Origin of the sequence: Kitasatospora sp. NPDC048239 (assembly GCF_043202015.1) — a bacterium.
GTDB lineage: Bacteria > Actinomycetota > Actinomycetes > Streptomycetales > Streptomycetaceae > Kitasatospora.
This window is the reverse complement of the sequence record NZ_JBICZP010000019.1, coordinates 40,404-62,619: the sequence shown is the minus strand read 5'-3', so window position 1 is coordinate 62,619 and position 22,216 is coordinate 40,404. Positions and strand designations below refer to the sequence as shown.

Here is a 22,216-nt window from a genome sequence, read left to right as displayed (position 1 = left end):
GGGGCCGGTGTGGCTGGCAGCCCCTGGGGGCCGCTGGTACTGCGCCGGGCCTCCTAGGGCGCGGCGGCGGGAACCGGCACGCAGGTGCCGTCCGCCTCGGGGACGGGCCGTTCGGCGCGGAGCTCCGCGATGGCGGCCTCGAAGTCTTCCAGTCCGTCGTACGCCTGGTACACGCTGGCGAAGCGCAGGAACGCGACGACGTCGAGATCCTTGAGCGGTCCGAGTATGGCCAGCCCCACGTCGTGGGTGGTGAGCTCGGACTTGCCGGTGGCCCGCACGCACTCCTCGACCCGCTGGCCGAGCTGGGCCAGCGCGTCCTCGGTGACCGGGCGGCCCTGGCAGGCCTTGCGGACTCCGGAGATGACCTTCTCCCGGGAGAAGGGTTCGGTGACGCCGCTGCGCTTGATGACCATCAGCGCGGCCGTCTCCACCGTGGTGAAGCGGCGGCCGCAGTCCGGACACTGCCGGCGACGGCGGATCGAGCCGCCGTCCTCGGTGGTCCGGCTGTCGACGACGCGGCTGTCGGAATGCCGGCAGAAGGGGCAGTGCACCTGAAAGATCCCTCCCGGGCGGAACGTGCGGACTAGTCGAGTCTACGCGATGTCGACCCGGCCTCGGCAAGCTGATCATGCGACGTGACCACTAGTACTGGGCACGATGTGGACTGTAGCCACTACATCTAGGTCTTCGGGGGAGGTGACACCCCTGGCGTGTCGGCGCCGATTAGACTGCCGGAGCCGACTTTCGGTCGAACATTTAATCGATGTACAGCAAAGCCTTGATCGAGTCAGCCAACTCCCGAATAATTCACTCGAACGTGTGTTTGGCGCAACCTTTCGATAGGAGGTGCCGTTGGGCTGGAAAAGGGGAGAGGACAGCCGTCGAGAGGGGCCGCCGTGAACACGATCGAAAGCAACACCATCCCGGTGCAGGAGCACTCCCAGCTCAAGGTGGGGCAGCGCACCACGAATCAGCAGAGCGTGGACATCAGCATGGACCGTAGCGAAGACCACCGCCTCTCCGGCCCGGCCGTTTCCAGCCCGAGCCGGGTTCCCGACCAGCCGATCGAGCATGCCCCCGTCCTGGACGACGGGCACCCCGCTCCCACCCGTTCGATGCCGGGCCGCCCCCCCGGCATCCGCACCGACGAGGCCGGGCTGACCGAGCGCCAGCGCCGGGTGATCGAGGTCATCCGGGACTCCGTCCAGCGCCGGGGCTACCCGCCGTCCATGCGTGAGATCGGCCAGGCCGTCGGCCTCTCCAGTACCTCCTCGGTCGCCCACCAGCTGATGGCCCTGGAGCGCAAGGGGTTCCTGCGCCGCGACCCGCACCGCCCCCGCGCCTACGAGGTGCGCGGCGTCGAGGTGGCCCGCCCGAACACCGCCGAGACGGCCGGTCGGCCGTCCACCTCGTACGTCCCGCTGGTCGGCCGGATCGCCGCGGGCGGGCCGATCCTGGCCGAGCAGACGGTCGAGGACGTCTTCCCGCTGCCGCGCCAGCTGGTCGGCGAGGGCGAGCTGTTCGCGCTGACCGTGCGCGGGGACTCGATGATCGAGGCGGCCATCTGCGACGGCGACTGGGTCACCGTCCGCCGCCAGCCGGTCGCCGAGAACGGTGACATCGTGGCCGCGATGATCGACGGCGAGGCCACCGTGAAGCGCCTCAAGCGCGAGGACGGCCGGATCTGGCTGATGCCGCACAACCCGGCCTACGAGCCGATCAACGGCGACAACGCGACCATCCTGGGCAAGGTCGTGGCGGTGCTGCGCCGGCTCTGACCACCCGCCGGCGCCGGCCGCGCGCACGCGGCACACACTCACGGGAAGGGGCTCCACGCACACCGCGCGGAGCCCCTCCGGCGTCTCAGCCCCGCTTCGACACCGGCCGGACCGGCTCCGCCGAGGCGTCGATCGCCGCCAGCGAGCGGCGCACCTGGTTGCGGTCGGTGGTGTACCAGAACTCCGGCATCGAGGAGCGGAAGAAGCTCCCGTAGCGCTTGGTCTCGACCCGCGGGTCGAGCACCGCCACCACGCCCCGGTCGTCCGCCGCCCGGACCAGCCGGCCTGCGCCCTGCGCCAGCAGCAGCGCGGCATGGGTGGCCGCGACGGCCATGAAGCCGTTCCCGCCGCGCTGCTCGACGTCCTTCTGCCGGGCGCTCATCAGCGGATCGTCCGGACGCGGGAACGGGATCCGGTCCATCACCACCAGCTGGCAGGCCGAACCGGGCACGTCCACGCCCTGCCAGAGCGAGAGCGTGCCGAACAGGCAGGTGGTGGCGTCCGAGGCGAAGTCGCGGATCAACTCGCCCAGGGTGTCCTCCCCCTGGAGCAGGATCCGGTTGTCGAGCCGCTCGCGCATCGCCTCGGCGGCCGTCTGGGCGCCGCGCATCGAGGAGAACAGGCCCAGCGTCCGGCCGCCGGCCGCGCCGATCAGCTCCGCCAGCTCGTCCAGCATGTCGGGCCGCTCGGGGTCGCGCCCCGGGTCGGTCAGGTGCCGGGCGACGTAGAGGATCCCCTGCTTGGGGTACTTGAACGGCGAGCCGACGTCGATGCCCCTCCAGTGCGGCACCGGGTCCTCCCCGAAGGCCGACTCGGGTGCGTCGGCCGGCCCCCGCTCGTCCGGCAGCCTGGCCTCCGAGGGCAGGCCGACCGAGGCGGCGACGCCGGTGAAGTCCCCGCCGAGCTTGAGCGTGGCCGAGGTGAGCACCACCGAGCGCTCCTTGTACAGGCCCTCCCGCAGCAGCCCGGACACGCTCAGCGGGGCGACCCGCAGCGAGGCGGTGCCCATCCCGAAGCGGTCGCTGCGCTCGATCCAGACCACGTCGTACTCGGAGTCCCCGAGCAGCCGCTCGGCCGTCTCGTGCAGCGTCTCCGCGGAGGCCATCGCCTGCTTGCGCACCGCGTCCTCGTCGCTGAGCGCCTTGTCCCGCGTCTCGCCGAGCGAGGTGATCACCTGTCGGCTGGCGTCCCGGATCGCGGTGACCGCGTACGCCAGGTACTCGGGCAGCTCCTCGACCCGGCCGGGCTGGGCCGTCTCCATCAGGCCGTGGAAGTTCTCGGCGGCCGCCTGGAGGGCGTCCACGGCCTTCTCGTTGGCCAGCCGGGCCGCCCGCTTCACCGCCCGGTTGACCGCGCCCACCGTCAGCTCGGCGGTGGCCGCGCCGGTGACCCGGTTGACCAGCTCGTGCGCCTCGTCGACGATCAGCAGGCCGTGCTCGGGCAGCACCGGTGCGCCCTCGATCGCGTCGATCGCCAGCATGGCGTGGTTGGTGACCACGACGTCCGCCAGCTTGGCCCGCTCGCGCGCCTTCTCGGCGAAGCACTCCTGGCCGTACGCGCAGCGGGTGGCGCCGAGGCACTCCTTGGACGTCACCGCGAGCTGCGCCCAGGCCTTGTCGGATACGCCGGGGGTGAGGTCGTCGCGGTCCCCGGTCTCCGTCTCGTCCGCCCAGTCGCGCAGCCGCAGGACGTCCTGTCCGAGCTTGCCGGTGGGGCCGCCGAGGGCGTCCACCGGGTCGAACAGGCCCTCGCCCTCGTCGCTCGGGGTGCCCTCGTTGGCCCGGTGCAGACAGAGGTAGTTGGAGCGGCCCTTGAGCATCGCGAACAGCGGGCGGCGGCGCAGCACCGGGTGCAGCGCCTCGACGGTGCGCGGCAAGTCCCGCTCCACCAGCTGGCGTTGCAGGGCCAGGGTGGCCGTGGCGATCACCACGCGGTCGCCGTGGGCGAGGGCCGGCACCAGGTACGCGAGGGACTTGCCGGTACCGGTGCCGGCCTGCACCAGCAGGTGCTCGCCGCTGTCTACGGCGTCGGCCACGGCCTCGGACATGCGGACCTGGCCGGGCCGCTCCACGCCGCCGACGGCCGCCACCGCGGCGTGCAGCAGCTCGGGGATACGGGCCCGCGGGACGGCGGCGACCTCGGCCTCGGAGGCCTCGGGAGCCTCCTCGGAGTCCTCGGCGGCGTCGGCGGGGAGCTGGGATTCGGAGTCGTTCGTCATGACCCTCCCAGCCTACGGGGCGGGGGTGACAATCCGATCCCGTTGCCCGGGCAGCACGTCCGCGCCCCGGGGCGCCAGCGCGTTGGGGACGGTGCCGTGCCGGGCGGCGTGCGGGCGGTGCGGGCGGTCGCCGTAGCCGTCCAGGAGCAGCCGGTTGCGGTTGAGGCAGAGCCGGTCGATCCGGGGCGGGAACAGGTCGAAGAGCTCGAAGCGCTCGCGCAGCTCGGGGAACCGCTGCTGGTAGCGCAGCACCTCGGCGCGCAGCAGGGCCCAGAACTCGGCCTCGGGCAGACCGGTCTGCGCTTCGAGCAGCGGGGCGAGGTAGCGGTAGACCCCGATGAACAGGCCGGAGTGGAGGAACTGGCAGAGGCCCTGCGGGTCCTCGCGCAGCAGGACCTCGCCGACCTCGGCGGGCAGGTCGCGCAGCTCGGGCAGGTCCTGGTCGCTGAGGTTGACGTCGTCGACGAAGTCCTTGACCGCGAGCCGGGCCGGGGTGTCGTGCTGGTCGAAGACCAGGATGGCGTTCTCGCCGTGCGGGGAGAAGACCAGTCCGTAGCGGTAGAGGAAGTGCAGCAGCGGCGGGAGCATCGCGGCGAACAGCCGGGTCGTCCACGCGGCGGGGGTGAGCCCGGAGCGGGTGATCAGTTCGGCGGCGAGCGCGCGGCCGTCGGAGCCGGTCTGGAGCAGGGCGGCCAGGGTGCGGGCGCGTTCGCCGCGGTCCAGGCGCGGGCCGAGCGGTTCGCGCCAGATCGCGCCGAGCAGCTCCTTGTACTGGTAGGGCGCCTCGGGCAGTTCGCGGTAGAGCGGGTGGTCGACGGTGACGGAGGCGATCTCGCCGAGCAGGATCACCCGGCAGTCGTCGCGCAGGAAGGCGTCCGCCTGGCGCAGCCCGTGGATCCAGGCGGTGACGGCGGGGGCGGCCAGCGTGCGCTCGGTGGGCAGGCCGCGCCAGACCAGGGTGTTGAGGATGGCGAGCGGCAGTTTGACGGTGCAGCGCTCGGGCCGGCTGAGGTTGAAGAAGGAGCGGATGGACTGCTGGGGCAGCCGCAGGTCGCCGTCGGAGGGCAGCGGGACGATCTCGCCGCCGGCGATCCACGGGGCGAACAGCGGGACGACGGTCTCGTCCCACTGCCAGGGGTGGACGGGCAGCAGCAGGTAGTCGTCGGCGTCCGGGCCGAGGGCGGCGCGCAGGGCGTCGGGGTCGTCGAGTTCGCGGGCGTAGAGCTGCTCGGGCTCGGCGAGGTCGGGGACGCCCCGGTACTGGGCGAGGCGCCGGTGGACGGCGATCCAGGGCAGCGGCTGCGGGGTGCGGGCCTCGGGGGCCCAGCGGGCGGCGTCGGTGGCGGAGAAGCCGATCCGGCCCTTGTTGGGGACGATCCAGGGGTGGCCGGTCTGTCGGCCCTCCAGCTCGGCGTGGTCGAGGTCGGCGAGTTCGGCGGCGGTGGGGGCGGTGGCGAGCTGGTGGGCGTCGGCGATCAGGGTGGCGGTGAGTTCGCGGATCAGGTGGCCGGTGGTGTCGCCGCGCAGGCCGAGGGTGTGCCGGGCGTACTGGAGGAAGCGCAGCGGGTCGAGGCCCTCGGGGTTGCGGCACTGCAGCGAGGCGGGGTCGACCTGCCAGCCGTCGTACGCGCCGCGGCGCGCGGTGAAGCGGTACTCGGCCTCGGGCAGCCGGAGCAGGTAGGCGCCCTCGCGGTCGCCCGGGGCGGGTGTGATCAGCTCCTCGTAGGCGAACTCGCCGAGCATCTTGGCCAGCAGTGCCCGGCTCGCGCGCTGCCAGTGCCCGGGGGCGAGCTGCGGGGGCAGGTACAGCGGCGGTTCAGCGGCCGGCGGTTGCGGCACGGGTCCACTCCTGGGGTCGCGGAACGGCGGGGACGGTGGAGTCGGCGGAGGCGGTGGTCTGGGCAGCGGCGGAGGCGGTGGTCTGGGCGGTGGCGGTCGGACCGGCGGCCCCGGCGGGTGACACCGGTGGCGCGAAGCCGGTCCAGGCGGTGCGGGCGGGCAGCCGGTGGACGGTCCGGCCGGCCACGGCGTTGAGGATCACGGCGGCACGATGGGCGCCGAGACCCAGGTCGGGCGTGCCGACGCCGTGGGTGTGCAGTTCGGCGTTCTGAACGTACAGGCCGCCGGTCAGTTCGGGGAGGGTCGCGACACGGTGTTCGAGGTCGACCCGATAGCGGCCGGCCTCGTCCCAGTCGATCAGGTGGGCGAGCGGCTCCAGGGCGGCCGGGCGGGCGGCGCGGTACCCGGTGGCGAGCACCACGGCATCGGTGCGCAGCACGTGCTCGGCGCCGGAGTCGGTGTGCCGGCAGCGCAGTTCGAGGCCGCCGCAGGGACCGGGCCGGGCCTCGGTGACGGCGGTGCCGGGGGTGATCTCGACCGGGACGGTGTCGATCGGCAGACCGATGGTCCGCTCGTACAGGTGGTCGTGGATCTCGGCGAGGGTCTCGGCGCTGGCGGCCTTGTGCAGCTGCCACTGGGCCTCGACCAGGGTGTCCCGGACGCCGGCGGGCAGGCCGTGGAAGTAGCGGGTGTAGTCGGGGGTGAAGTGCTCCAGGCCGAGCTTGGAGTACTCCATGGGGGCGAGGGCCCGGGTGCGGGTGAGCCAGCGCAGCCGGGCGCCGTCCCCGGCACGGCGGCGCAGCAGGTCGAGGAACACCTCGGCGCCGGACTGTCCGCTGCCGATCACGGTGATGTCGCCGGCGCCGTCGAGGGCCTCGCGGCGGTCGAGGTAGTCGGCGCTGTGGAAGGCCCGCGGATGGCCGTCGAGGGCGGCGAAGGCCTCGGGCCGGACGGGCCGGGTGCCGACGCCGAGGACCAGGTTGCGGGCGTAGACGGTGCGGCCGCGCCCGCTCGCGGTGTCCCGCAGTTCGGCCCGGTACAGCGTGCCGTCCCAGTGCAGGGCGGTGACCTCGGTGGCGAAGCGGCAGTTGGCGAGGCGTTCGGCGGCCCAGCGGCAGTAGTGGTCGTACTCCCGGCGGGCGAGTTGGAAGCGCTCGGCGAAGTAGAACGGGAAGAGCCGGTCCTGCTCGCGCAGGTAGTTGAGGAAGGACCAGGGATTGGTGGGGTCGGCCAGTGAGACCAGGTCGGCGAGGAACGGCACCTGCATCCGGGCTCCGTCGACCAGCATCCCGGGGTGCCAGCGGAACTCCGGGCGCTGGTCGCAGAAGAGCGTGCGCAGGCCGGGTACGGGCTCGGCGAGCGCGGCGAGCGACAGGTTGAACGGGCCGATGCCGACGCCGAGCAGGTCGTACGGCCCAGGCTGGAGGGTGTCCGGCTGAGGGGGTTCCATGAGGTCGGGGGTGTCCTAGGAGGAGTGGGGAGGGCGCTCGCGGATCATCAGGGCGGCGCGTTTGTCGGGCAGGTCGAGTTCGGCGGCGCGGGCGAAGCCGGCCCGTTCGAAGGCGCGGACCGAGCGGCGGTTGCGGACGTCGGGTTCGCCGACCACCCGTTCGCAGCGGGGCCTGGTCCGGAGGATGTCGGCGGCGAGGGCGTCGAGCAGGGTCGCGCCGAGGCCTCGGCCGCGGGCGGCGGCGGGGCCGAGCAGCAGGTGCACTCCGGTGTCGTGCGGCCGGGCCGGGTAGTGGCGGGCGAGCGGGTCGAGGTCGGCCCGGTAGACCTCCCAGTAGCTCATCGGGGTGCCGTCGAGCAGTCCGATCAGGGGCAGGCTTCGGTCCTCGCCGTCGAGTTGGGCGCGCAGGTGGCGTTCGGTGGTGGCGGGCGGGCCGTCGAGCTCCCAGTAGGCGGCGACCTCGGGGTCGTTCATCCAGGCGGTGAGCAGCGGCAGGTCGGCGGGCAGCCGGACCGGGCGCAGGGCGAACTCGCCGGCGGCGGTGGGCAGTACGGCCCGGGCGGGCGCGTCGTCGGGCAGCAGGGTCACCGGCCTGCCACCGGGTTGGGGATGTCGACGTAGACGGACTGGCTGGCGACCGGGCCGACGAGTTCGTCCATGCCGTTGATCCGGGTGAGCAGGTTGGCCTTGCAGGGCAGGGTGGGCGCGTCCAGCAGCAGGGCGGGCAGCGCGGATCCGGTGGCGGCGACCCGGGGGCTGCCGAGGAAGCCGCGCAGGGCGGCGAGCAGGACGGTTTCGTCGGCCAGCCGCTGGGAGCCGAAGGCGCCGATCAGGCCGAGGATGTGGTTGATGCCGAGGTAGTAGGCGAAGTGGTGGTCGATCACCTCGTCGGTCAGGAAGGTGTCGCTTCGGGCGCCGAGGCCGGGGAGCCGGGTGGTGAGCCGCTCGGCGGCGCTCTGCCGGTAGTAGTAGCCCTGGTTGTCGCGGTAGCGCCCGCCGGTCGGCCAGCCGTCCCGGTCGAGCAGGACGAGGCTGTTCTGCTGGTGGGCCTCCAGGGCGATCCCGGCCTGTCCGTCAAGCCACAGGACGGGCAGGACCACGGCGTCCAGGTAGCGCAGGAACCATTCGGCGGCCACGGTGGCGGGCGGGCGGCCGCAGCGGGCGGCGAGGGTGCGCAGTGTGTCGCCGAGCAGGGAGGGCACGGTGTCGCCGGTGCCGAGCGGCTGTTCGGCGACCAGGCCGGCGACGCAGAGGGCGCGTTCGGCGGGGCCGAAGGGCTGGGCGCGCAGCACGGTGTCCAGGCCGCCGGGATCGCCGAGGGCGGGGTGGTCGACGCCGATCCAGGCGGGGTCGCGGACGATGTCGAAGCCGGGGTGGGCGGCCCGCCACTCGGCGGCCAGGCCGCTCTCCAGCAGCCGGTGCATCTCCAGCCCGCGGTGGAGCTCCTTGCGCAGGTTCTCCCGGCGGGAGTTGGTGATCCGCAGGCCGAGCGAGAGCTTCAGCATCCAGGGGGTGCCGGGCCGGTAGACGGTGCGCACCGAGGAGGTGGGGTGCCACGGCTCGCCGTGCGGGCCGAGGTCGTGCAGCAGTCCGTCGGCGAGCAGTGCGGCGACGGCCGGGCGCAGGGCGAGTTCGCGGGCCTGCCAGGGGTGCAGCGGCAGGGCGGCCGTGCCGGGCGGCAGCAGGGCCGGGTCGCCGAGGAGTCCGGCGGTGATCCGGTCGGCGCTCTCGGTCACGGCGGAGCCGGCGGCGAGCAGCTCCCGGTCGACGGCGTACCAGTGGAGCCGGAAGGAGCCGTGGAGCTCCGGGGAGTAGGCGGCGCTCTGGGCGGGGCCGAGGCCGTCCCGGCTCTTGGGGGTGGGGTGCAGCGGGTGGCCGAGCAGCAGGGACTGTTCGGCGGCGAGGAAGTGCGAGCCCTCCGGCCCGCCGGGGGCGGCGGCGGTGCGGCGGTGGGCCAGGATGTCGGCGGTGCGCACCACGGAGTCGGCGACCCGGGCGGCGAGGTCGGCGACCTGGCCGGGGTCGGGGCGGTCGGCGGCCGCGGCGGCGAGCAGGGCCGCGGCGGTGACGGCGTCGACCGGGGCGTCGGCGGCGCCCTCACCGGCCGCGAGGGTGGCGGGGCCGAACCGGTGCCAGCCGCCGAGCGACCAGTAGCGGACGGGCGCGGAGAGCCGGGCGGCGCCGCCGAGGACGGCGATCCGCAGCCGCCCGTCGGGGCCGGGGGTGGCACCGGTCTCGCGGGCCCAGCAGCGCAACAGGGCCTCCGTCGCGGCCTGTTCGGCGGCGACGGCGGGGTCGGGGTGCAGCAGCGGATCGGGGTGCGGCAGCGGGTCGGGCTGGGCGGGGCGGGCCGGGGCGGGGCGGCGGGCCGGGATCGCGGGCGGGGCTCCGGTGAGGGCGGTGCTCAAGGCTGCTCCTTGGGGCGCGTGGAGGTGCGGACGCGGGCGGTTGGTGGAGGGGGTCTGGCGGGCGCTCGCACCGGTGCGTCAGGTAAGGGTTACCTATCCCTGACGGGTGATCACAAGAACGGCTCACTCGTCCGGGTGAAGAGCAGGGATTGTTCAACACTCAGGAGGGAGGGCCTGTCGTTCCAACGACACGGCGGAGGGCTCGTCCGACCCGGCGGAGGGCTCGTCCGACCCGGCGGAGGGCTCGTCCGACCCGGCGGAGGGCTCGTCACAACCCGGTGACCGGTGGCCGGCCGTGCAACCAGGGGTCGGCCGGTGCCGTCCTGGTGGCCAGTGGGAGACTCCAAGGCGGCGAGCCGCCACCGCACAGGACCAGCAGGGGGAAGCGAACACCATGCCATCGATCCACCGGTCAGCCCTCGCCGCCGCCCTCGCCGCGGGGACCCTGCTCGCCGTGAGCGCCTGCGGTCCGGACGGCCCGTCGGGCGGGGCCGGCGCCGCCCCGCCGCCCTCCTCGGCCGCCGCCACCGCCACCACCGGGGGCGGCGGCGTGATCGGCGGGCTGACCCTGCCCTCCGGCATCCCGACCAGTCTGCTGGAGGGCCTGCCGAAGAGCTGGGACGACCTGACGAAGTGGAAGTTCGAGGACTGGGACAAGTGGGCGTCCAAGCACGTCTTCAACAACCCGGTGGTGAAGGACTTCTGGAACCCGGACAAGATGGGTGACTCCAAGCCCGCCGAGCCGGCGCCGCCCAGCACGAAGCCGGTCGAGGACCCTGGGGTGACCGATCCCGAGCCGCCGGTCGTCAAGGCGACCCCGGTGGCCCGCCCGTACACCAGGCAGCCCTCGGGGAAGGTCTTCTTCAGCGCCCAGGGCGGCCGGGGCAACTGCTCGGCCACGGTGATCACCGACCCGCAGCGCCCCGGGAAGAGCAACCTGGTCTGGACGGCCGGGCACTGCGTGCACGCGGGCAAGGGCGGCGACTTCCTCAAGGACCTGGTCTTCGTCCCCGCGTACAACAACTCCGGTGCCTCCAGCGGCGGCAAGAAGGCCCCGCTGTCCGAGCTGGCGCCGCTGGGCACCTGGTGGGCGGACCAGGTGTCGACCTCCCCGCAGTGGATGGTCGAGGGCGGCGGGACGGGCGACGCGGCCAACCAGTACGACTTCGCGATCATGCGGGTGCACAACCAGAACGACACCGGCAAGTCCCTGGAGGAGACGGTCGGCGCGGCCGTCCCGGTCTGGTTCGACGCCCCCCGCGACAAGCTCGGCGTCTCGGCCATCGGCTACCCGCTGTACAAGCCGTTCGACGGCCAGGAGCTGTACAAGTGCGACGGCGGCAGGCCGACCCGGCTGTCGTTCGACCCGAAGCGGCCCTCGATGCTCACCATCGGCTGCACCATGACCCAGGGCGCCAGCGGCGGCGGCTGGTTCGCCACCATGCCGGACGGGAGGACGGCGCTGGTCAGCAACACCTCGATCGGCACCCAGGACCACACCTCGCTGAGCGGCCCGTACCTGGAGTCGGTCGCCAGGCAGGCCCTGGACTGGATCTCCAAGAAGCAGTAGCCGCCGGCACACCAACGGGGACGGATTCACCATGCCGAAGACCAGTCGGCGCGGGCCGCGGCGCCGGGCCGTGTCGGCCGGTGCCGCGGCGCTCACCGCGCTCTCGCTCGCCGCGGCCGGCTGCGGCCCGGGCGGCTCGGGCGGCTCCGGCGCCGCGTCCAGGCCGCCCGCGGCCGCCCGGCCGGGCGCGGGCCTGCCCACCGGCCAGCTGGAGCCGGCCAACTGGAAGGTCGCCGACTGGGCGCGGTTCGTCGGCGAGAACGCCTTCGTCAACGAGGTGGCCCAGGGCTTCTGGTCCGTCGCCCGGATGGAGCGCGCCAAGGGCCGGGCGGCCCCGGAGTTCTCGTACCGGACGGCCGCTGCCGGCGTCGACCGCGACCCGCCGCCGGCCGCCGCCGCGGCCAGACCGGTGCCGCACCCCTACGGCCCGGGCACCGCGGTGGTCGGCAGGATCTTCATGACCGCGCCCGAGGGCGAGTCGGCCTGCTCGGGCACGGTGGTCGGCGATCCGGCCAACCCGGGCCGGAGCAACCTGGTCTACACGAGTGCGCACTGCCTGCACGACGGCAAGGGCGGCGGCTGGATGAAGAACCTCGTCTTCGTCCCCGGCTACAACCGGGACGGCCAGGCGGTCCGCGGCAAGCCGTCCACCGAGCAGCAGCTCTCCCCGTACGGGCGCTGGACCGCGGTGCGCGCGCTGGTCTCCCCGACCTGGCTCAAGGAGAGCGGCGTCGGCGCGAATGCCCAGTACGACTACGGGATCATCCGGGTCAGGAACGAGAACGGCTCCGGCACGTCGCTGGAGGAGGCGGTCGGCGGCTCGATCCCGATCTGGTTCAACGCCCCGCGCGACCAGATCACCTCGGCGTCCTCCTACGGCTACCCCGCCGAGCGGCCGTTCGACGGCACGGAGCTCAACCAGTGCGACTCCGCCGTCCGGCCGGGCCGGCTCTCCTTCGACGCGGCGCGCCCGCCGATGTACGTGATCGGCTGCAGCATGACCGGCGGCGCCGCCGGCGGCGGCTGGTTCATCGTCCGGGACGGCAAGCCGAACCTGGTCAGCCTCAGCTCGATCGGCAACCGCAACCCGTCCGAGCACCTGGCCGGCCCCTCGCTCCAGGACCAGGCGAAGCAGGCCTTCGGCTACTTCAGCAAGAACGTGCGGTAGCCGCTCAACGCCTCGGGCCCCGGCCCCCCGAGATGGGGGGCCGGGGCCCGAGGCGTTGCAGCTCTGCCCGGGCTCAGCCCTGGGTCAGCGCGACCGTGTAGCGCTCCAGCTCGGCCGCCAGCTCCGCCGCCACCTTGGCGTGCAGCAGCGTGCCCTCGCCGGTGTGCTCGGTGGAGAGCAGCTCGCCCTCGGCGTGCACCCGGGAGACCAGGTCCCCGCGGGTGTACGGGACGAGGGCCTGCAGCTCGACCGCCGGGCGCGGCAGCTCGTCGTCGATGAGCTTCAGCAGCTCGGCCATGCCCTGACCGCTGCGGGCCGACACCACGATGGCGTGCGGCTCGCGGCGCAGCAGGCGCTGCAGGACGTGCGGGTCGGCGGCGTCCGCCTTGTTGATCACCACGACCTCGGGCACGTGCTGTGCGTCGACCGAGAGGATCACCTCGCGGACGGCGGCCAGCTGCGTCTCCGGCTCGGGGTGCGAACCGTCCACCACGTGCAGGATGAGGTCCGCGTCGGCGACCTCCTCCATGGTCGAGCGGAACGCCTCGACCAGGTGGTGCGGCAGGTGCCGGACGAATCCGACGGTGTCGGCCAGGGTGTACACCCGGCCGCTCGGGGTCTGCGCCCGGCGGACGGTCGGGTCGAGGGTGGCGAACAGCGAGTTCTCCACCAGCACGCCCGCACCGGTGAGCCGGTTGAGCAGCGAGGACTTGCCGGCGTTGGTGTAGCCGGCGATGGCCACGGACGGCACCTGGTGGCGCTTGCGCTCCTGGCGCTTGGTGTCGCGGCCCGTCTTCATCGCGGCGATCTCCTTGCGGAGCTTCGCCATCTTCTCGCGGATCCGGCGCCGGTCCGTCTCGATCTTCGTCTCACCGGGACCACGGGTGGCCATACCGCCACCGGAGGAGCCGGAGCCGCCACCGCCCATCTGCCGGGAGAGCGACTGGCCCCAGCCTCGCAGGCGCGGCAGCATGTACTGCATCTGCGCGAGCGAGACCTGCGCCTTGCCCTCACGGGACTTGGCGTGCTGGGCGAAGATGTCGAGGATCAGGGCCGTCCGGTCGACGACCTTGACCTTGACGACGTCCTCCAGCTGGATCAGCTGGCCCGGGGTGAGCTCACCGTCGCAGACCACGGTGTCGGCGCCGGTGGCGGCGACGATGTCGCGCAGCTCCTTGGCCTTGCCGGAGCCGATGTAGGTCGCCGCGTCGGGCTTGTCACGGCGCTGGATGACGCCGTCGAGCACCTGGGAGCCGGCCGTCTCGGCGAGGGCGGCGAGCTCGGCGAGCGAGTTCTCCGCCTCCTCGGCCGTGCCGTCCGTCCAGACGCCGACGAGCACCACGCGCTCCAGGCGGAGCTGGCGGTACTCGACCTCGGTGACGTCCTCGAGCTCGGTGGAGAGGCCGACGACACGGCGCAGCGCGGCACGCTCGCTGCGGTCGTACTGGTCGCCGTCGTAGTGGTGGTCGAGGTCCTCGTCGATGGCCGCGAGGTCCTCGTCCATGAGTGCTTCCGCCCGGAGGCCGTCCATACGGCGGCCGGCTTCGGCGTTGTCGCGGGTGTCGAACGTGGAGGTCATTCTGTCCTTTGGCTGGCTGGTGCGGATGGCCTGTCTGCGACCGTACGGACGGTCGCACCCGGAGTCTGCCCAGCTGCCGCCCCGACTACCGTTCGGGCGAGGTGTGAGCTACCCCTGAGGACCGCGGGCTGCACCCAGGCTGTTTTACTCAGTGCCCGGTGAACGCCGCGGACCGGCCGTGAATTCCCCATGATGGTCGCACGCCCGGCGCGGGCGGGTCATCCCCATTTCCCGGGTCGGGCGCCGGAGCCGACCCGGCCGCGGGCGCCGCGGCGGGCTCGGAAGCCGCCTCCGGGGCGGGCTCGGCCGCCGTGTCCGGGGCGGCGGCCGCCGGGGCCGGGGCGTGCGGGCGGCCGACGTCGTACACCCCGGAGACCTTGAGCATCGCCCGCATCACGGCGGGCAGCGCGCCCGGCTCGGGCAGCTCCACGGTGTAGGTGTGCCGGACCCTCAGCTCCTGCGGCGGCTCGACCTCGGCCGAGACGATCCCGACGCCCTCCCCCGAGATCGCCGCGGTGAGGTCGGCCAGCAGCCGGGGCCGGTTCAGCGCCTCGGCCCGCAGCGTCACCCGGTACCCGGACGGCGGCGCCGCCCCGGGCTGCCAGTGCACCTCCAGGACTCCGCGCCCGTCGGCCCGCATCCGCTCCCCCGCCGGGCAGCCGCCGCGGTGCACGGCCACCACCCCGCCGCGGATCGCGAAGCCGCTCACCGCGTCCGGCGGCACCGGGGTGCAGCAGCGGGCCAGCCGCACCGGCGCCCCGGGCCGGTCGGCCACCGTGGCGGGGGCCGCGCCGCGCTCGGCGGCCCGGTGCGCGGGCGGCGCCGGCTGCCCGGCCGACGGGCCGGTGCGCACCACCGCCACCCGGGTCGGGTGGTCGGCCAGCCAGCGCTCGATGGCCAGCCGGGCCCCGGGGGTGCGGGCGTGCGCCAGCCACTCGGGCGCCGGGCCGGAGGGCTCGGCGGCACGCGGCCCGCTCTCGGTGAGCACGGCGAGCCGGTCGCCGTCCTGGAGCACCGTGGACAGGGCGGTGAGCCGGCCGTTGACCCGGGCGCCGATACATCGGTGTCCGGTGTCCTCGCCGAGCAGGTACGCGGCGTCCACGCAGCTGGCCCCGGCCCGCAGCTGAAGCGTTTCGCCGTCCTCGGTGACGACGGTGATCTCGCGGTCGCCGGAGAGGTCGGCGGTCAGCGCGGACCAGAAGGCGTCCGGGTCGGGGGTGTCCTGCTGCCATTCGAGCAGTCGGCTGAGCCAGCCGGGCCGGGCCGGGTCGGTGCGGTCCAGCTCGTCGGCGCCCTGGTCGGCACCGGGCTGCCGGGGGTCGCCCAGGGCCACCACCCCGGTCTCGGCCACCTCGTGCATCCGCCGGGTGCGGACCAGCACCTCGACCACCGCGCCGCCGTCCAGCGCCACGGCGGTGTGCAGCGACTGGTACAGGTTGAACTTGGGGGCGGCCACGAAGTCCTTGAACTCGCCGGGCAGCGGCGTCCAGCAGGTGTGCAGCTCACCGAGCACGGCGTAGCAGTCCGCGTTCTCCTCGACGACGACCAGCAGCCGCCCGAAGTCGGCGGGCTGGGGGCCCTGCGGACGCCCGTCCGGACCGGCCGCGGCGGCCCGCTTGAGCAGCACCCGGTGCAGCGAGACGCAGTGCCGGGGGCGGACGGTCACCTCGGCGGCGACCCCGGCCTCGGCGAGCTGGCGGGCCAGCGTCCGGGCGAAGGGCTCCAGCAGGGTGTCCGGCCCGTCCTCGTGCCCGGCGACCAGGGCCCGGGTACGGGCGTACTCCTCGGGGTGCAGGGTGGCGAAGACGATGTCCTCCAGCTCCGCCTTGAGCACCTGGATGCCGAGCCGCTCGGCCAGCGGGATCAGCACGTCCCGGGTGACCTTGGCGATCCGCACCCGGCTGGCGGGCTTCATGTGCCGGATCGTCCGCATGTTGTGCAGCCGGTCGGCGAGCTTGATCACCATCACCCGGACGTCGTCCCCGGTGGCGACCAGCATCTTGCGGAAGGTCTCCGCCTCGGCGGCGGCGCCGAAGTCGACCTTCTCCAGCTTCGTCACCCCGTCGACCAGGTAGGCGACTTCGGGCCCGAACCCCTCGCCGACCTGATCGAGCGTCAACTCGGTGTCCTCGACGGTGTCGTGGAGCAGCGAGGCGACCAGGGTGGTGGTGCCGGCGCCGAGTTGGGCCAGGATCATGGTGACGGCCAGCGGGTGGGTGATGTACGGCTCGCCGCTCTTGCGCTTCTGGCCGCGGTGGCTGGCCTCGGCCAGTCGGTAGGCCCGGCCGAGCAGGCCGAGGTCGGCCTGCGGATGGTGGCGGCGGTGGGCCTGGACGAGCGGTTCGATGGCGTCCGGCAGCGGCGGGCGGCCGGTGGCCAGCAGGGCCGCGCGGCCGGCCCGGCCGAGTGCGGCCCGGCCCAGCCCGCCGAGGGGCCGCCTGGGCCCGGCCTGCCGTGCGGGTGTCGGCTGCCCCGCCAGGGGCTGCCCGGCTTCGATGGTCATCGGCACCTCCGGCAGCGGTCACCGGAGCCGATGGCCGACCCGGTGGTCCATGCTACCGAGCACAGCACGTTCCGCGACGCGCTGCTCCCCGTCCGTCATGGGGATCACCCGAACGGGGGGATTCACCGCCTCGCGAAATGGGCAAACCGCCCGCCGTCAGAGCCCGAAGGCTTCGAGCCACCGCGGGTCGAGCACACCGCTCGCCACGATCACCGCCGGACCGGTCATCTCCACCCGGCCGTCCGGGTGCTCGGTGATCACCAGCCGGCCGCCCGGCAGGTCCACGGTGTAGCTGACGGACTCGCCGGTCAGCGCCGGGTCGGCGCCGTCCCGCCGGGCGGCGGCCACCGCGACGGCGCAGGCGCCGGTGCCGCAGGAGCGGGTCTCGCCGGAGCCGCGCTCGTGCACCCGCATCGCGACGTGGCGCGGGCCGCGGTCCACCACGAACTCGACGTTGACGCCCTCCGGGTAGACGCCCTCGGGGCTGGTCAGCGGCGCGTTCAGCAGATCGCCGGCGTGGTCCAGGCTCGCCACGAACGCCACCGCGTGCGGGTTGCCCATGTTGACGTTGCGGGCCGGCCAGCGCCGGTCGCCGACCGCCACCTCGATCCCGTCCGGGCCGGGCAGCCGGGCGTGGCCCATGTCCACGGTCACCTGGCCGGGGGTGCCGTCCTCGGCGTCCTCGGCGACCCGCGCCACCAGGACCCCGGCCCGGGTGGCCACGGCCACCTCGCCCGGCTTGGCCAGCCCGGCCTCGACCAGGTACCGGGCGAAGACCCGGACGCCGTTGCCGCACATCTCGGCGATGCTGCCGTCGGAGTTGCGGTAGTCCATGAACCACTCGGCCCGGTCGGCCATCGCGGCGGCGGCCGGGTCGGCGGCGGCGCGCACCACGCGCAGCAGGCCGTCACCGCCGATCCCGGCCCGGCGGTCGCAGAGTGCGGCGACGGCCGCGGGGCCGATCGCCAGTCGGCCGTCCGGGTCGGGGAGGATGACGAAGTCGTTCTCGGTGCCGTGGCCCTTGAGGAAGGGCAGGCCCGCGGGCTGCTGGGAGGAGTCGCTCACCCACCCGATGGTACTGAGCCGGCCGGCGGGGCACCGCCCCGGACCAGCAGGCGGACCGGCGGTAGGCCCCGGCCGCGGCGCGCGGTCAGCGCAGGTGGACGACCCGCCACAGGGCGAGCGCGCAGGCGACCAGCGCGATCAGCGTGTAGATCACGATCGCCTTCCACCCGGCCCGCTCGCCGGAGCCCCGGCGGGGCAGGCCCGGCCACTTGTACCCGGCGTGCCGGGCGGCCATCGCTCCCCAGCCGACCGAGGCGGCGGTGAGCAGCAGGCCGAGCATCCCGACCATCGCGGAGCCGGCCCCGCCCGAGCCGAAGGCCAGCGGGAAGGCGAACATCAGCGAACCGGCGGTGGCCAGCAGGGCGATCGGCAGCGTCTGCCACCAGCGCAGCCGGCGGCGCGGGCGGATCTCCCGCTCGTGCACCGCGCCGGCGGGGGCGCGGGTGTCGAGGGCGGGGAGGGCCACCGCGTAGGAGGTGGGCACATCCAGGCCGGGCAGCACGGGCAGGTCCGGGAGGGTCGAGGCGTCCAGGCCGTCGGCCTCTGCGGTGGCGCTCCTGCGCTGCCCGGTTTCGGGGCCGGTACCCGTCGACACGCGGCCTCCCCTGACAGTTCGACACGAGTGCGGACTCGCGGCCGGGCACGGTCGGCCCGCACGGACCGACCCTTATGGCATCGATGATGGCATGTCCAGGGAGGCGTTCCGGGCCTGACCGGGGTCGGCGGGTGATCCGTGGCCATCACGTGATCCGGCCGTAACCGCTGGTTCTTCCTGCACGCCCACCTGCGCGCGCAGGTGCACCGCCGGATTGGCCGGATACCGCCCACGGCCCGTCTCGAACCCCCTCGGTCCTCCTTACGCCCGGGCCTGCTCCTGATGCCCGATCAGCTCCAGCGAGCGGGCCAGCAGCTCCGCCGGGTCGGCCCCGGCCGGCCGGGAGAGCCAGTGGATCCGGTCGTCGCGGCGGAACCAGGACTCCTGCCGGCGGGCGAAGCGCTTGGTCGCGCGGACGGTCTCGGCGCGGGCCTCGTCCTCGGTGCACTCCCCGGCGAAGTGGTCGAGCACCTGCTGGTAGCCGAGCGCCCGGGAGGCCGTCCGGCCCTCGCGCAGGCCGGCCTTCTCCAGCTCGCGGACCTCGGCCAACAGCCCGGCCTCCCACATCCGGTCGACCCGCAGGGCGATCCGCTCGTCCAGCTCCGGGCGGGGCACCGCGACGCCGATCTGCACCGCCTCGTACACCGCGGTGTTGCTCGGCAGGTTGGCGGTGAACGGCTGCCCGGTGATCTCGATGACCTCCAGCGCGCGGACGATCCGGCGTCCGTTGCTGGTCAGGATGGCCTCGGCGGCGGCCGGGTCCAGCTCGGCCAGCCGCCGGTGCAGCGCGTACGGGCCGGCCTGCGCCAGCTCCTCCTCCAGCCGGGCCCGGACGGCCGCGTCCGTCCCGGGGAAGTCCATCTCGTCGATCGCCGCCCGGACGTACAGCCCGGAGCCGCCGACCAGGACGGGGGCGCGGCCGGCCGCGAGCAGCCGGTCGATCTCGGCGCGGGCGAGCCGCTGGTACTCGGCGACACTGGCGGCCTCGGTGACGTCCCAGACGTCCAGCAGGTGGTGCGGGATCCCGCCGCGCTCCTCCTCGGTGAGTTTGGCGGTGCCGATGTCCATGCCCCGGTAGAGCTGCATCGAGTCGGTGTTGATCACCTCGCCGCCGAGGCTGCGCGCGATGGCGACGGCCAGGTCGGACTTGCCGGCGGCGGTCGCGCCGACCACACAGACCACGGGGGGCCGGGCGGCGCTGGGCTGGACGTTCGTGGAGCTGCTCACCGCACCAGTCTCGCAAAACCGCCGCCGCGCCGGTGACCTCCCCGTCGGGCCTGCCCCACTGGGCGACGATATGACCGATTCGAGCGATATTCGCAGATGAGAACTGTTCGGGTGCGACGGACGTTGGGCAAGAGGACAGAGAGGAACGGTGAGGACACCATGGGTCTGATGGACAACCTCAAGGGCAAGGCCGGGGAGCTCAAGGAGAAGGCGAGCGAACTGGCCGACAAGCACAGCAGCCAGATCGAGCACGCGGTGGACAAAGCCGGCGGCGCCATCGACAAGGCGACCAAGGGCAAGTACTCGGAGAAGATCGAGCACGGCGCCAGCAAGGCCAAGGGGGCGGTGGACGAGTTCGCCCACAAGCCCAAGGCCCCCGGCGAGGGCGGCGCACCCCACCCCGCACCCCACCCCGCACCCCATCCCGCCCCCGGCATCGACCCGGGCACCCCGGGCAACGGCCAGGGGCCGTCCGCCTGAGGCCCGGGCCCTACCCGGGGAGCCGAGGAGCGGGAGCGTCAGCCCCAGGACGCGACGAGGTACCCGACCCCGTACGGCGCCTCCTGGTAGCCCAGCCGCGCCGCGAGGCCGGCCCCCTCGGCGGCACCGGCCAGCACCTGCCAGGGGGCCCGCCCCTCGACCTTGAGCTCGGCGGCCAGCGCCACGTCCAGGGCGCCCAGCGCGGCCAGGTCCGCCGAGCCGAGCGCGGCGGCGAGCGCCGCGTCGAAGCCCTCGGCGCGCTCGTCCAGGTAGCCGGGCGCCTTCACCGAGCGGCAGGCGCTGCCGTCGCCCATGACCAGTAGCCCGACCCGGTCGGCCAGCCCGGCCAGCCCCTGGCCGAGCCCGAGCATCCGGTCGGCGGGCGCGTCGGCGGGCACCGCGCAGGCGTGCGTCGGCAGCGCCGCCCCGGCCCGCTCCAGCAGCCAGGCCCCGACCGTCAGCGCGGGCGGCAGCTCCGGCCCCTCGACCCCGCCGGACGGCAGCCGGGCCACCAGCGGCACCCCGTAGCGGTGGAAGGAGCCGGCCCCGCCCTCGGTCCACACCTCGGCCTCCGGGCCGGTGCCGACCACCACGACCAGCTCCGGTCCGGCGGCGAGCAGCGCGGCCAGCGCCTCGTCGCAGGCACGGCGCAGCGGCTCCAGCTCGGCGGCCGCACCGGCGGCGACCTCCGGGACGAGCAGCGGCGGACAGGGGCACACGGCGGCGGCTACCAGCATGTGGATCACTCTAACGAACGCGGCCCGGCGGGATCGGGGATCCCACCGGGCCTCGGTACGCGGCGGTGGCGGTCAGTCGCCGCAGCAGCCGCCGGCCGGGGCGGCCGCGAGCGGCGCCGGGGCGCCGATGGTCGGCAGGCCGAGCAGCACACCGGCCGGCTTGGCGGCCGGGGCGGCCTGGCGCTTCTCCCAGGCGTCGCCGGCCCGGGTGCGGCGCACCGCGAGGGACGGGCCCTCGGCGAGCAGGTGGTGCGGGGCCGCGTAGGTGATCTCGACGGTCACCAGGTCACCCGGGCGCACCGGCTCGGCCGGCCGGGTGAAGTGGACCAGCCGGTTGTCGGGGGCGCGGCCGGAGAGCCGGTCGGTCTGGCCGTCCTTCTTGCCCTCGCCCTCGGCGACCAGGATCTCCAGGGTGCGGCCGACCTGCTTCTTGTTCTCCTCCCAGGAGATCTCCTCCTGGAGGGCGATCAGCCGGTCGTAGCGGGCCTGCACGACGGCCTTCGGCACCTGGTTCTCCATGTCGGCGGCCGGGGTGCCGGGGCGCTTGGAGTACTGGAAGGTGAAGGCGTTGGTGAAGCGGGCCTCGCGGACCGTGTGCATGGTCTGCTCGAAGTCCTCCTCGGTCTCGCCGGGGAAGCCCACGATGATGTCGGTGGAGATGGCCGCGTCCGGCATCGCCTCGCGGACCTTGCGGATGATGCCGAGGAAGCGCTCCTGCCGGTACGAGCGGCGCATCGCCTTGAGCACGGTGTCCGAGCCGGACTGCAGCGGCATGTGCAGCTGGTGCATCACGTTCGGGGTCTCGGCCATGGCGGCGATCACGTCGTCGGTGAAGTCGCGCGGGTGCGGCGAGGTGAAGCGGATCCGCTCCAGGCCCTCGATCTGCCCGGCGGCGCGCAGCAGCTTGGAGAAGGCCTCGCGGTCGCCCAGGTCGGAGCCGTAGGCGTTGACGTTCTGGCCGAGCAGGGTCACCTCGATGACGCCCTCGTCGACCAGCGCCTCGATCTCGGCGAGGACGTCGCCGGGGCGGCGGTCCTCCTCCTTGCCTCGCAGCGCGGGCACGATGCAGAAGGTGCAGGTGTTGTTGCAGCCCACCGAGATGGCCACCCAGGCGGCGTACGCGGACTCGCGGCGGGTGGGCAGGGTCGACGGGAAGGTCTCCAGCGACTCCAGGATCTCGACCTGGGCCTTGCGCTCGACCGCGGCGCGCTCCAGCAGCGCCGGCAGGTGGCCGATGTTGTGGGTGCCGAACACCACGTCGACCCAGGGGGCCTTCCGGACGATGGTGTCGCGGTCCTTCTGCGCCAGGCACCCGCCGACGGCGATCTGCATGCCCTGGTTGCGGCCCTTGGCCGGCGCCAGCTGGCCGAGGTTGCCGTACAGCTTGTTGTCGGCGTTCTCGCGCACGGCGCAGGTGTTGAACACGACCAGGTCGGGGTCGCCCTCCTGGCCGGCCTTCACGTACCCGGCGTCCTCCAGCAGGCCGGACAGCCGCTCGGAGTCGTGGACGTTCATCTGGCAGCCGTACGTGACGACCTTGTAGCTCTTCAATCCGCTCTCACCGCTCACCAGACCAGGGTACGGGCAGCCGCGAAACCC

17 protein-coding genes are annotated in these 22,216 nt (G+C 74.0%); 4 read left to right on the top strand and 13 right to left on the bottom strand.

Annotated elements, in window-relative coordinates; translation table 11 throughout:
• Nucleotides 1–53: 53 nt before the first annotated feature.
• Entirely contained in the window at nucleotides 54–551 is a 498-nt protein-coding gene (gene nrdR / locus ACGFZP_RS34565) for a transcriptional regulator NrdR (RefSeq protein ID WP_392940502.1), read from the bottom strand.
• Between the two features lie 564 nt (nucleotides 552–1,115).
• Here nrdR and lexA point away from each other — a divergent pair.
• On the top strand, nucleotides 1,116–1,778 hold the full coding sequence (lexA, locus tag ACGFZP_RS34560; protein ID WP_224281048.1) for a transcriptional repressor LexA: 663 nt from the start codon (nucleotides 1,116–1,118) through the stop codon (nucleotides 1,776–1,778).
• A gap of 85 nt (nucleotides 1,779–1,863) precedes the next feature.
• On the opposite strand, the gene ACGFZP_RS34555 is transcribed toward lexA, so the two are convergent.
• The 5 genes from ACGFZP_RS34555 to ACGFZP_RS34535 are packed head-to-tail and all read right to left on the bottom strand — an operon-like array spanning nucleotide 1,864 to nucleotide 9,693.
• The gene (locus ACGFZP_RS34555) at nucleotides 1,864–3,996 is read right to left on the bottom strand and encodes an ATP-dependent DNA helicase (protein ID WP_392940500.1); all 2,133 of its coding nucleotides are present in this window, start codon (nucleotides 3,994–3,996) and stop codon (nucleotides 1,864–1,866) included.
• A 12-nt stretch (nucleotides 3,997–4,008) separates the two neighbouring features.
• Nucleotides 4,009–5,835, bottom strand: a complete 1,827-nt coding sequence (locus ACGFZP_RS34550) for an IucA/IucC family protein (protein WP_392940498.1) — start codon at nucleotides 5,833–5,835, stop codon at nucleotides 4,009–4,011.
• Nucleotides 5,813–7,285, bottom strand: coding sequence for a lysine N(6)-hydroxylase/L-ornithine N(5)-oxygenase family protein (locus ACGFZP_RS34545; protein WP_392940497.1), 1,473 nt, complete (start codon nucleotides 7,283–7,285; stop codon nucleotides 5,813–5,815). The genes ACGFZP_RS34550 and ACGFZP_RS34545 overlap by 23 nt, the downstream gene beginning before the upstream one ends.
• 15 nt (nucleotides 7,286–7,300) lie before the next feature.
• Entirely contained in the window at nucleotides 7,301–7,978 is a 678-nt protein-coding gene (locus ACGFZP_RS34540) for a GNAT family N-acetyltransferase (RefSeq protein WP_392940623.1), read from the bottom strand.
• Nucleotides 7,870–9,693, bottom strand: coding sequence for an IucA/IucC family protein (locus ACGFZP_RS34535; protein WP_392940495.1), 1,824 nt, complete (start codon nucleotides 9,691–9,693; stop codon nucleotides 7,870–7,872). Before ACGFZP_RS34535 ends, ACGFZP_RS34540 begins: the two co-directional genes overlap by 109 nt.
• 394 nt (nucleotides 9,694–10,087) lie before the next feature.
• Here ACGFZP_RS34535 and ACGFZP_RS34530 point away from each other — a divergent pair, with 394 nt between their 5' ends.
• Both ACGFZP_RS34530 and ACGFZP_RS34525 read left to right on the top strand, forming a co-directional pair.
• Nucleotides 10,088–11,263, top strand: coding sequence for a trypsin-like serine peptidase (locus ACGFZP_RS34530; RefSeq protein ID WP_392940493.1), 1,176 nt, complete (start codon nucleotides 10,088–10,090; stop codon nucleotides 11,261–11,263).
• Between the two features lie 31 nt (nucleotides 11,264–11,294).
• A complete protein-coding gene (locus tag ACGFZP_RS34525; RefSeq protein WP_392940491.1) occupies nucleotides 11,295–12,431 on the top strand; it encodes a trypsin-like serine peptidase in 1,137 nt (378 codons plus the stop codon).
• A 73-nt stretch (nucleotides 12,432–12,504) separates the two neighbouring features.
• Here ACGFZP_RS34525 and hflX read toward each other — a convergent pair whose 3' ends face one another.
• From hflX to miaA, 5 genes are all read right to left on the bottom strand, one after another.
• Entirely contained in the window at nucleotides 12,505–14,010 is a 1,506-nt protein-coding gene (hflX, locus tag ACGFZP_RS34520) for a GTPase HflX (RefSeq protein WP_392940489.1), read from the bottom strand.
• 148 nt (nucleotides 14,011–14,158) lie between these two features.
• On the bottom strand, nucleotides 14,159–16,513 hold the full coding sequence (locus ACGFZP_RS34515; protein ID WP_392940487.1) for a RelA/SpoT family protein: 2,355 nt from the start codon (nucleotides 16,511–16,513) through the stop codon (nucleotides 14,159–14,161).
• 156 nt (nucleotides 16,514–16,669) lie between these two features.
• Nucleotides 16,670–17,578: a diaminopimelate epimerase gene (dapF, locus tag ACGFZP_RS34510; RefSeq protein ID WP_392940485.1), complete on the bottom strand. Its 909-nt coding sequence runs from the start codon at nucleotides 17,576–17,578 to the stop codon at nucleotides 16,670–16,672.
• Between the two features lie 85 nt (nucleotides 17,579–17,663).
• Complete coding sequence (locus ACGFZP_RS34505) at nucleotides 17,664–18,173, bottom strand: hypothetical protein (RefSeq protein WP_392940484.1); 510 nt, start codon at nucleotides 18,171–18,173, stop codon at nucleotides 17,664–17,666.
• A gap of 261 nt (nucleotides 18,174–18,434) precedes the next feature.
• The gene (gene miaA, locus ACGFZP_RS34500) at nucleotides 18,435–19,400 is read right to left on the bottom strand and encodes a tRNA (adenosine(37)-N6)-dimethylallyltransferase MiaA (RefSeq protein WP_392940482.1); all 966 of its coding nucleotides are present in this window, start codon (nucleotides 19,398–19,400) and stop codon (nucleotides 18,435–18,437) included.
• Nucleotides 19,401–19,568: 168 nt separating this feature from the next.
• On the opposite strand from miaA, the gene ACGFZP_RS34495 reads away from it, so the two are divergent.
• The gene (locus tag ACGFZP_RS34495; protein WP_392940480.1) at nucleotides 19,569–19,880 is read left to right on the top strand and encodes an antitoxin; all 312 of its coding nucleotides are present in this window, start codon (nucleotides 19,569–19,571) and stop codon (nucleotides 19,878–19,880) included.
• Nucleotides 19,881–19,918: 38 nt separating this feature from the next.
• Here the strand turns inward: ACGFZP_RS34495 and ACGFZP_RS34490 are convergent, their stop codons facing one another.
• Nucleotides 19,919–20,617, bottom strand: a complete 699-nt coding sequence (locus ACGFZP_RS34490; protein WP_392940478.1) for a hypothetical protein — start codon at nucleotides 20,615–20,617, stop codon at nucleotides 19,919–19,921.
• Nucleotides 20,618–20,689: 72 nt separating this feature from the next.
• Nucleotides 20,690–22,186: a tRNA (N6-isopentenyl adenosine(37)-C2)-methylthiotransferase MiaB gene (gene miaB / locus ACGFZP_RS34485; protein WP_392940476.1), complete on the bottom strand. Its 1,497-nt coding sequence runs from the start codon at nucleotides 22,184–22,186 to the stop codon at nucleotides 20,690–20,692.
• Between the last annotated feature and the right edge of the window lie 30 nt (nucleotides 22,187–22,216).

Coding starts and splice junctions, on each gene's coding strand:
- lexA (WP_224281048.1), top strand. CDS start 1,116: ATGCCGGGCCGCCCCCCCGGCATCCGCACCGACGAGGCCGGGCTGACC.
- ACGFZP_RS34555 (WP_392940500.1), bottom strand. CDS start 3,996: ATGACGAACGACTCCGAATCCCAGCTCCCCGCCGACGCCGCCGAGGAC.
- ACGFZP_RS34545 (WP_392940497.1), bottom strand. CDS start 7,285: ATGGAACCCCCTCAGCCGGACACCCTCCAGCCTGGGCCGTACGACCTG.
- ACGFZP_RS34530 (WP_392940493.1), top strand. CDS start 10,088: ATGCCATCGATCCACCGGTCAGCCCTCGCCGCCGCCCTCGCCGCGGGG.
- ACGFZP_RS34525 (WP_392940491.1), top strand. CDS start 11,295: ATGCCGAAGACCAGTCGGCGCGGGCCGCGGCGCCGGGCCGTGTCGGCC.
- hflX (WP_392940489.1), bottom strand. CDS start 14,010: ATGACCTCCACGTTCGACACCCGCGACAACGCCGAAGCCGGCCGCCGT.
- ACGFZP_RS34515 (WP_392940487.1), bottom strand. CDS start 16,513: ATGACCATCGAAGCCGGGCAGCCCCTGGCGGGGCAGCCGACACCCGCA.
- ACGFZP_RS34495 (WP_392940480.1), top strand. CDS start 19,569: ATGGACAACCTCAAGGGCAAGGCCGGGGAGCTCAAGGAGAAGGCGAGC.
- ACGFZP_RS34490 (WP_392940478.1), bottom strand. CDS start 20,617: ATGCTGGTAGCCGCCGCCGTGTGCCCCTGTCCGCCGCTGCTCGTCCCG.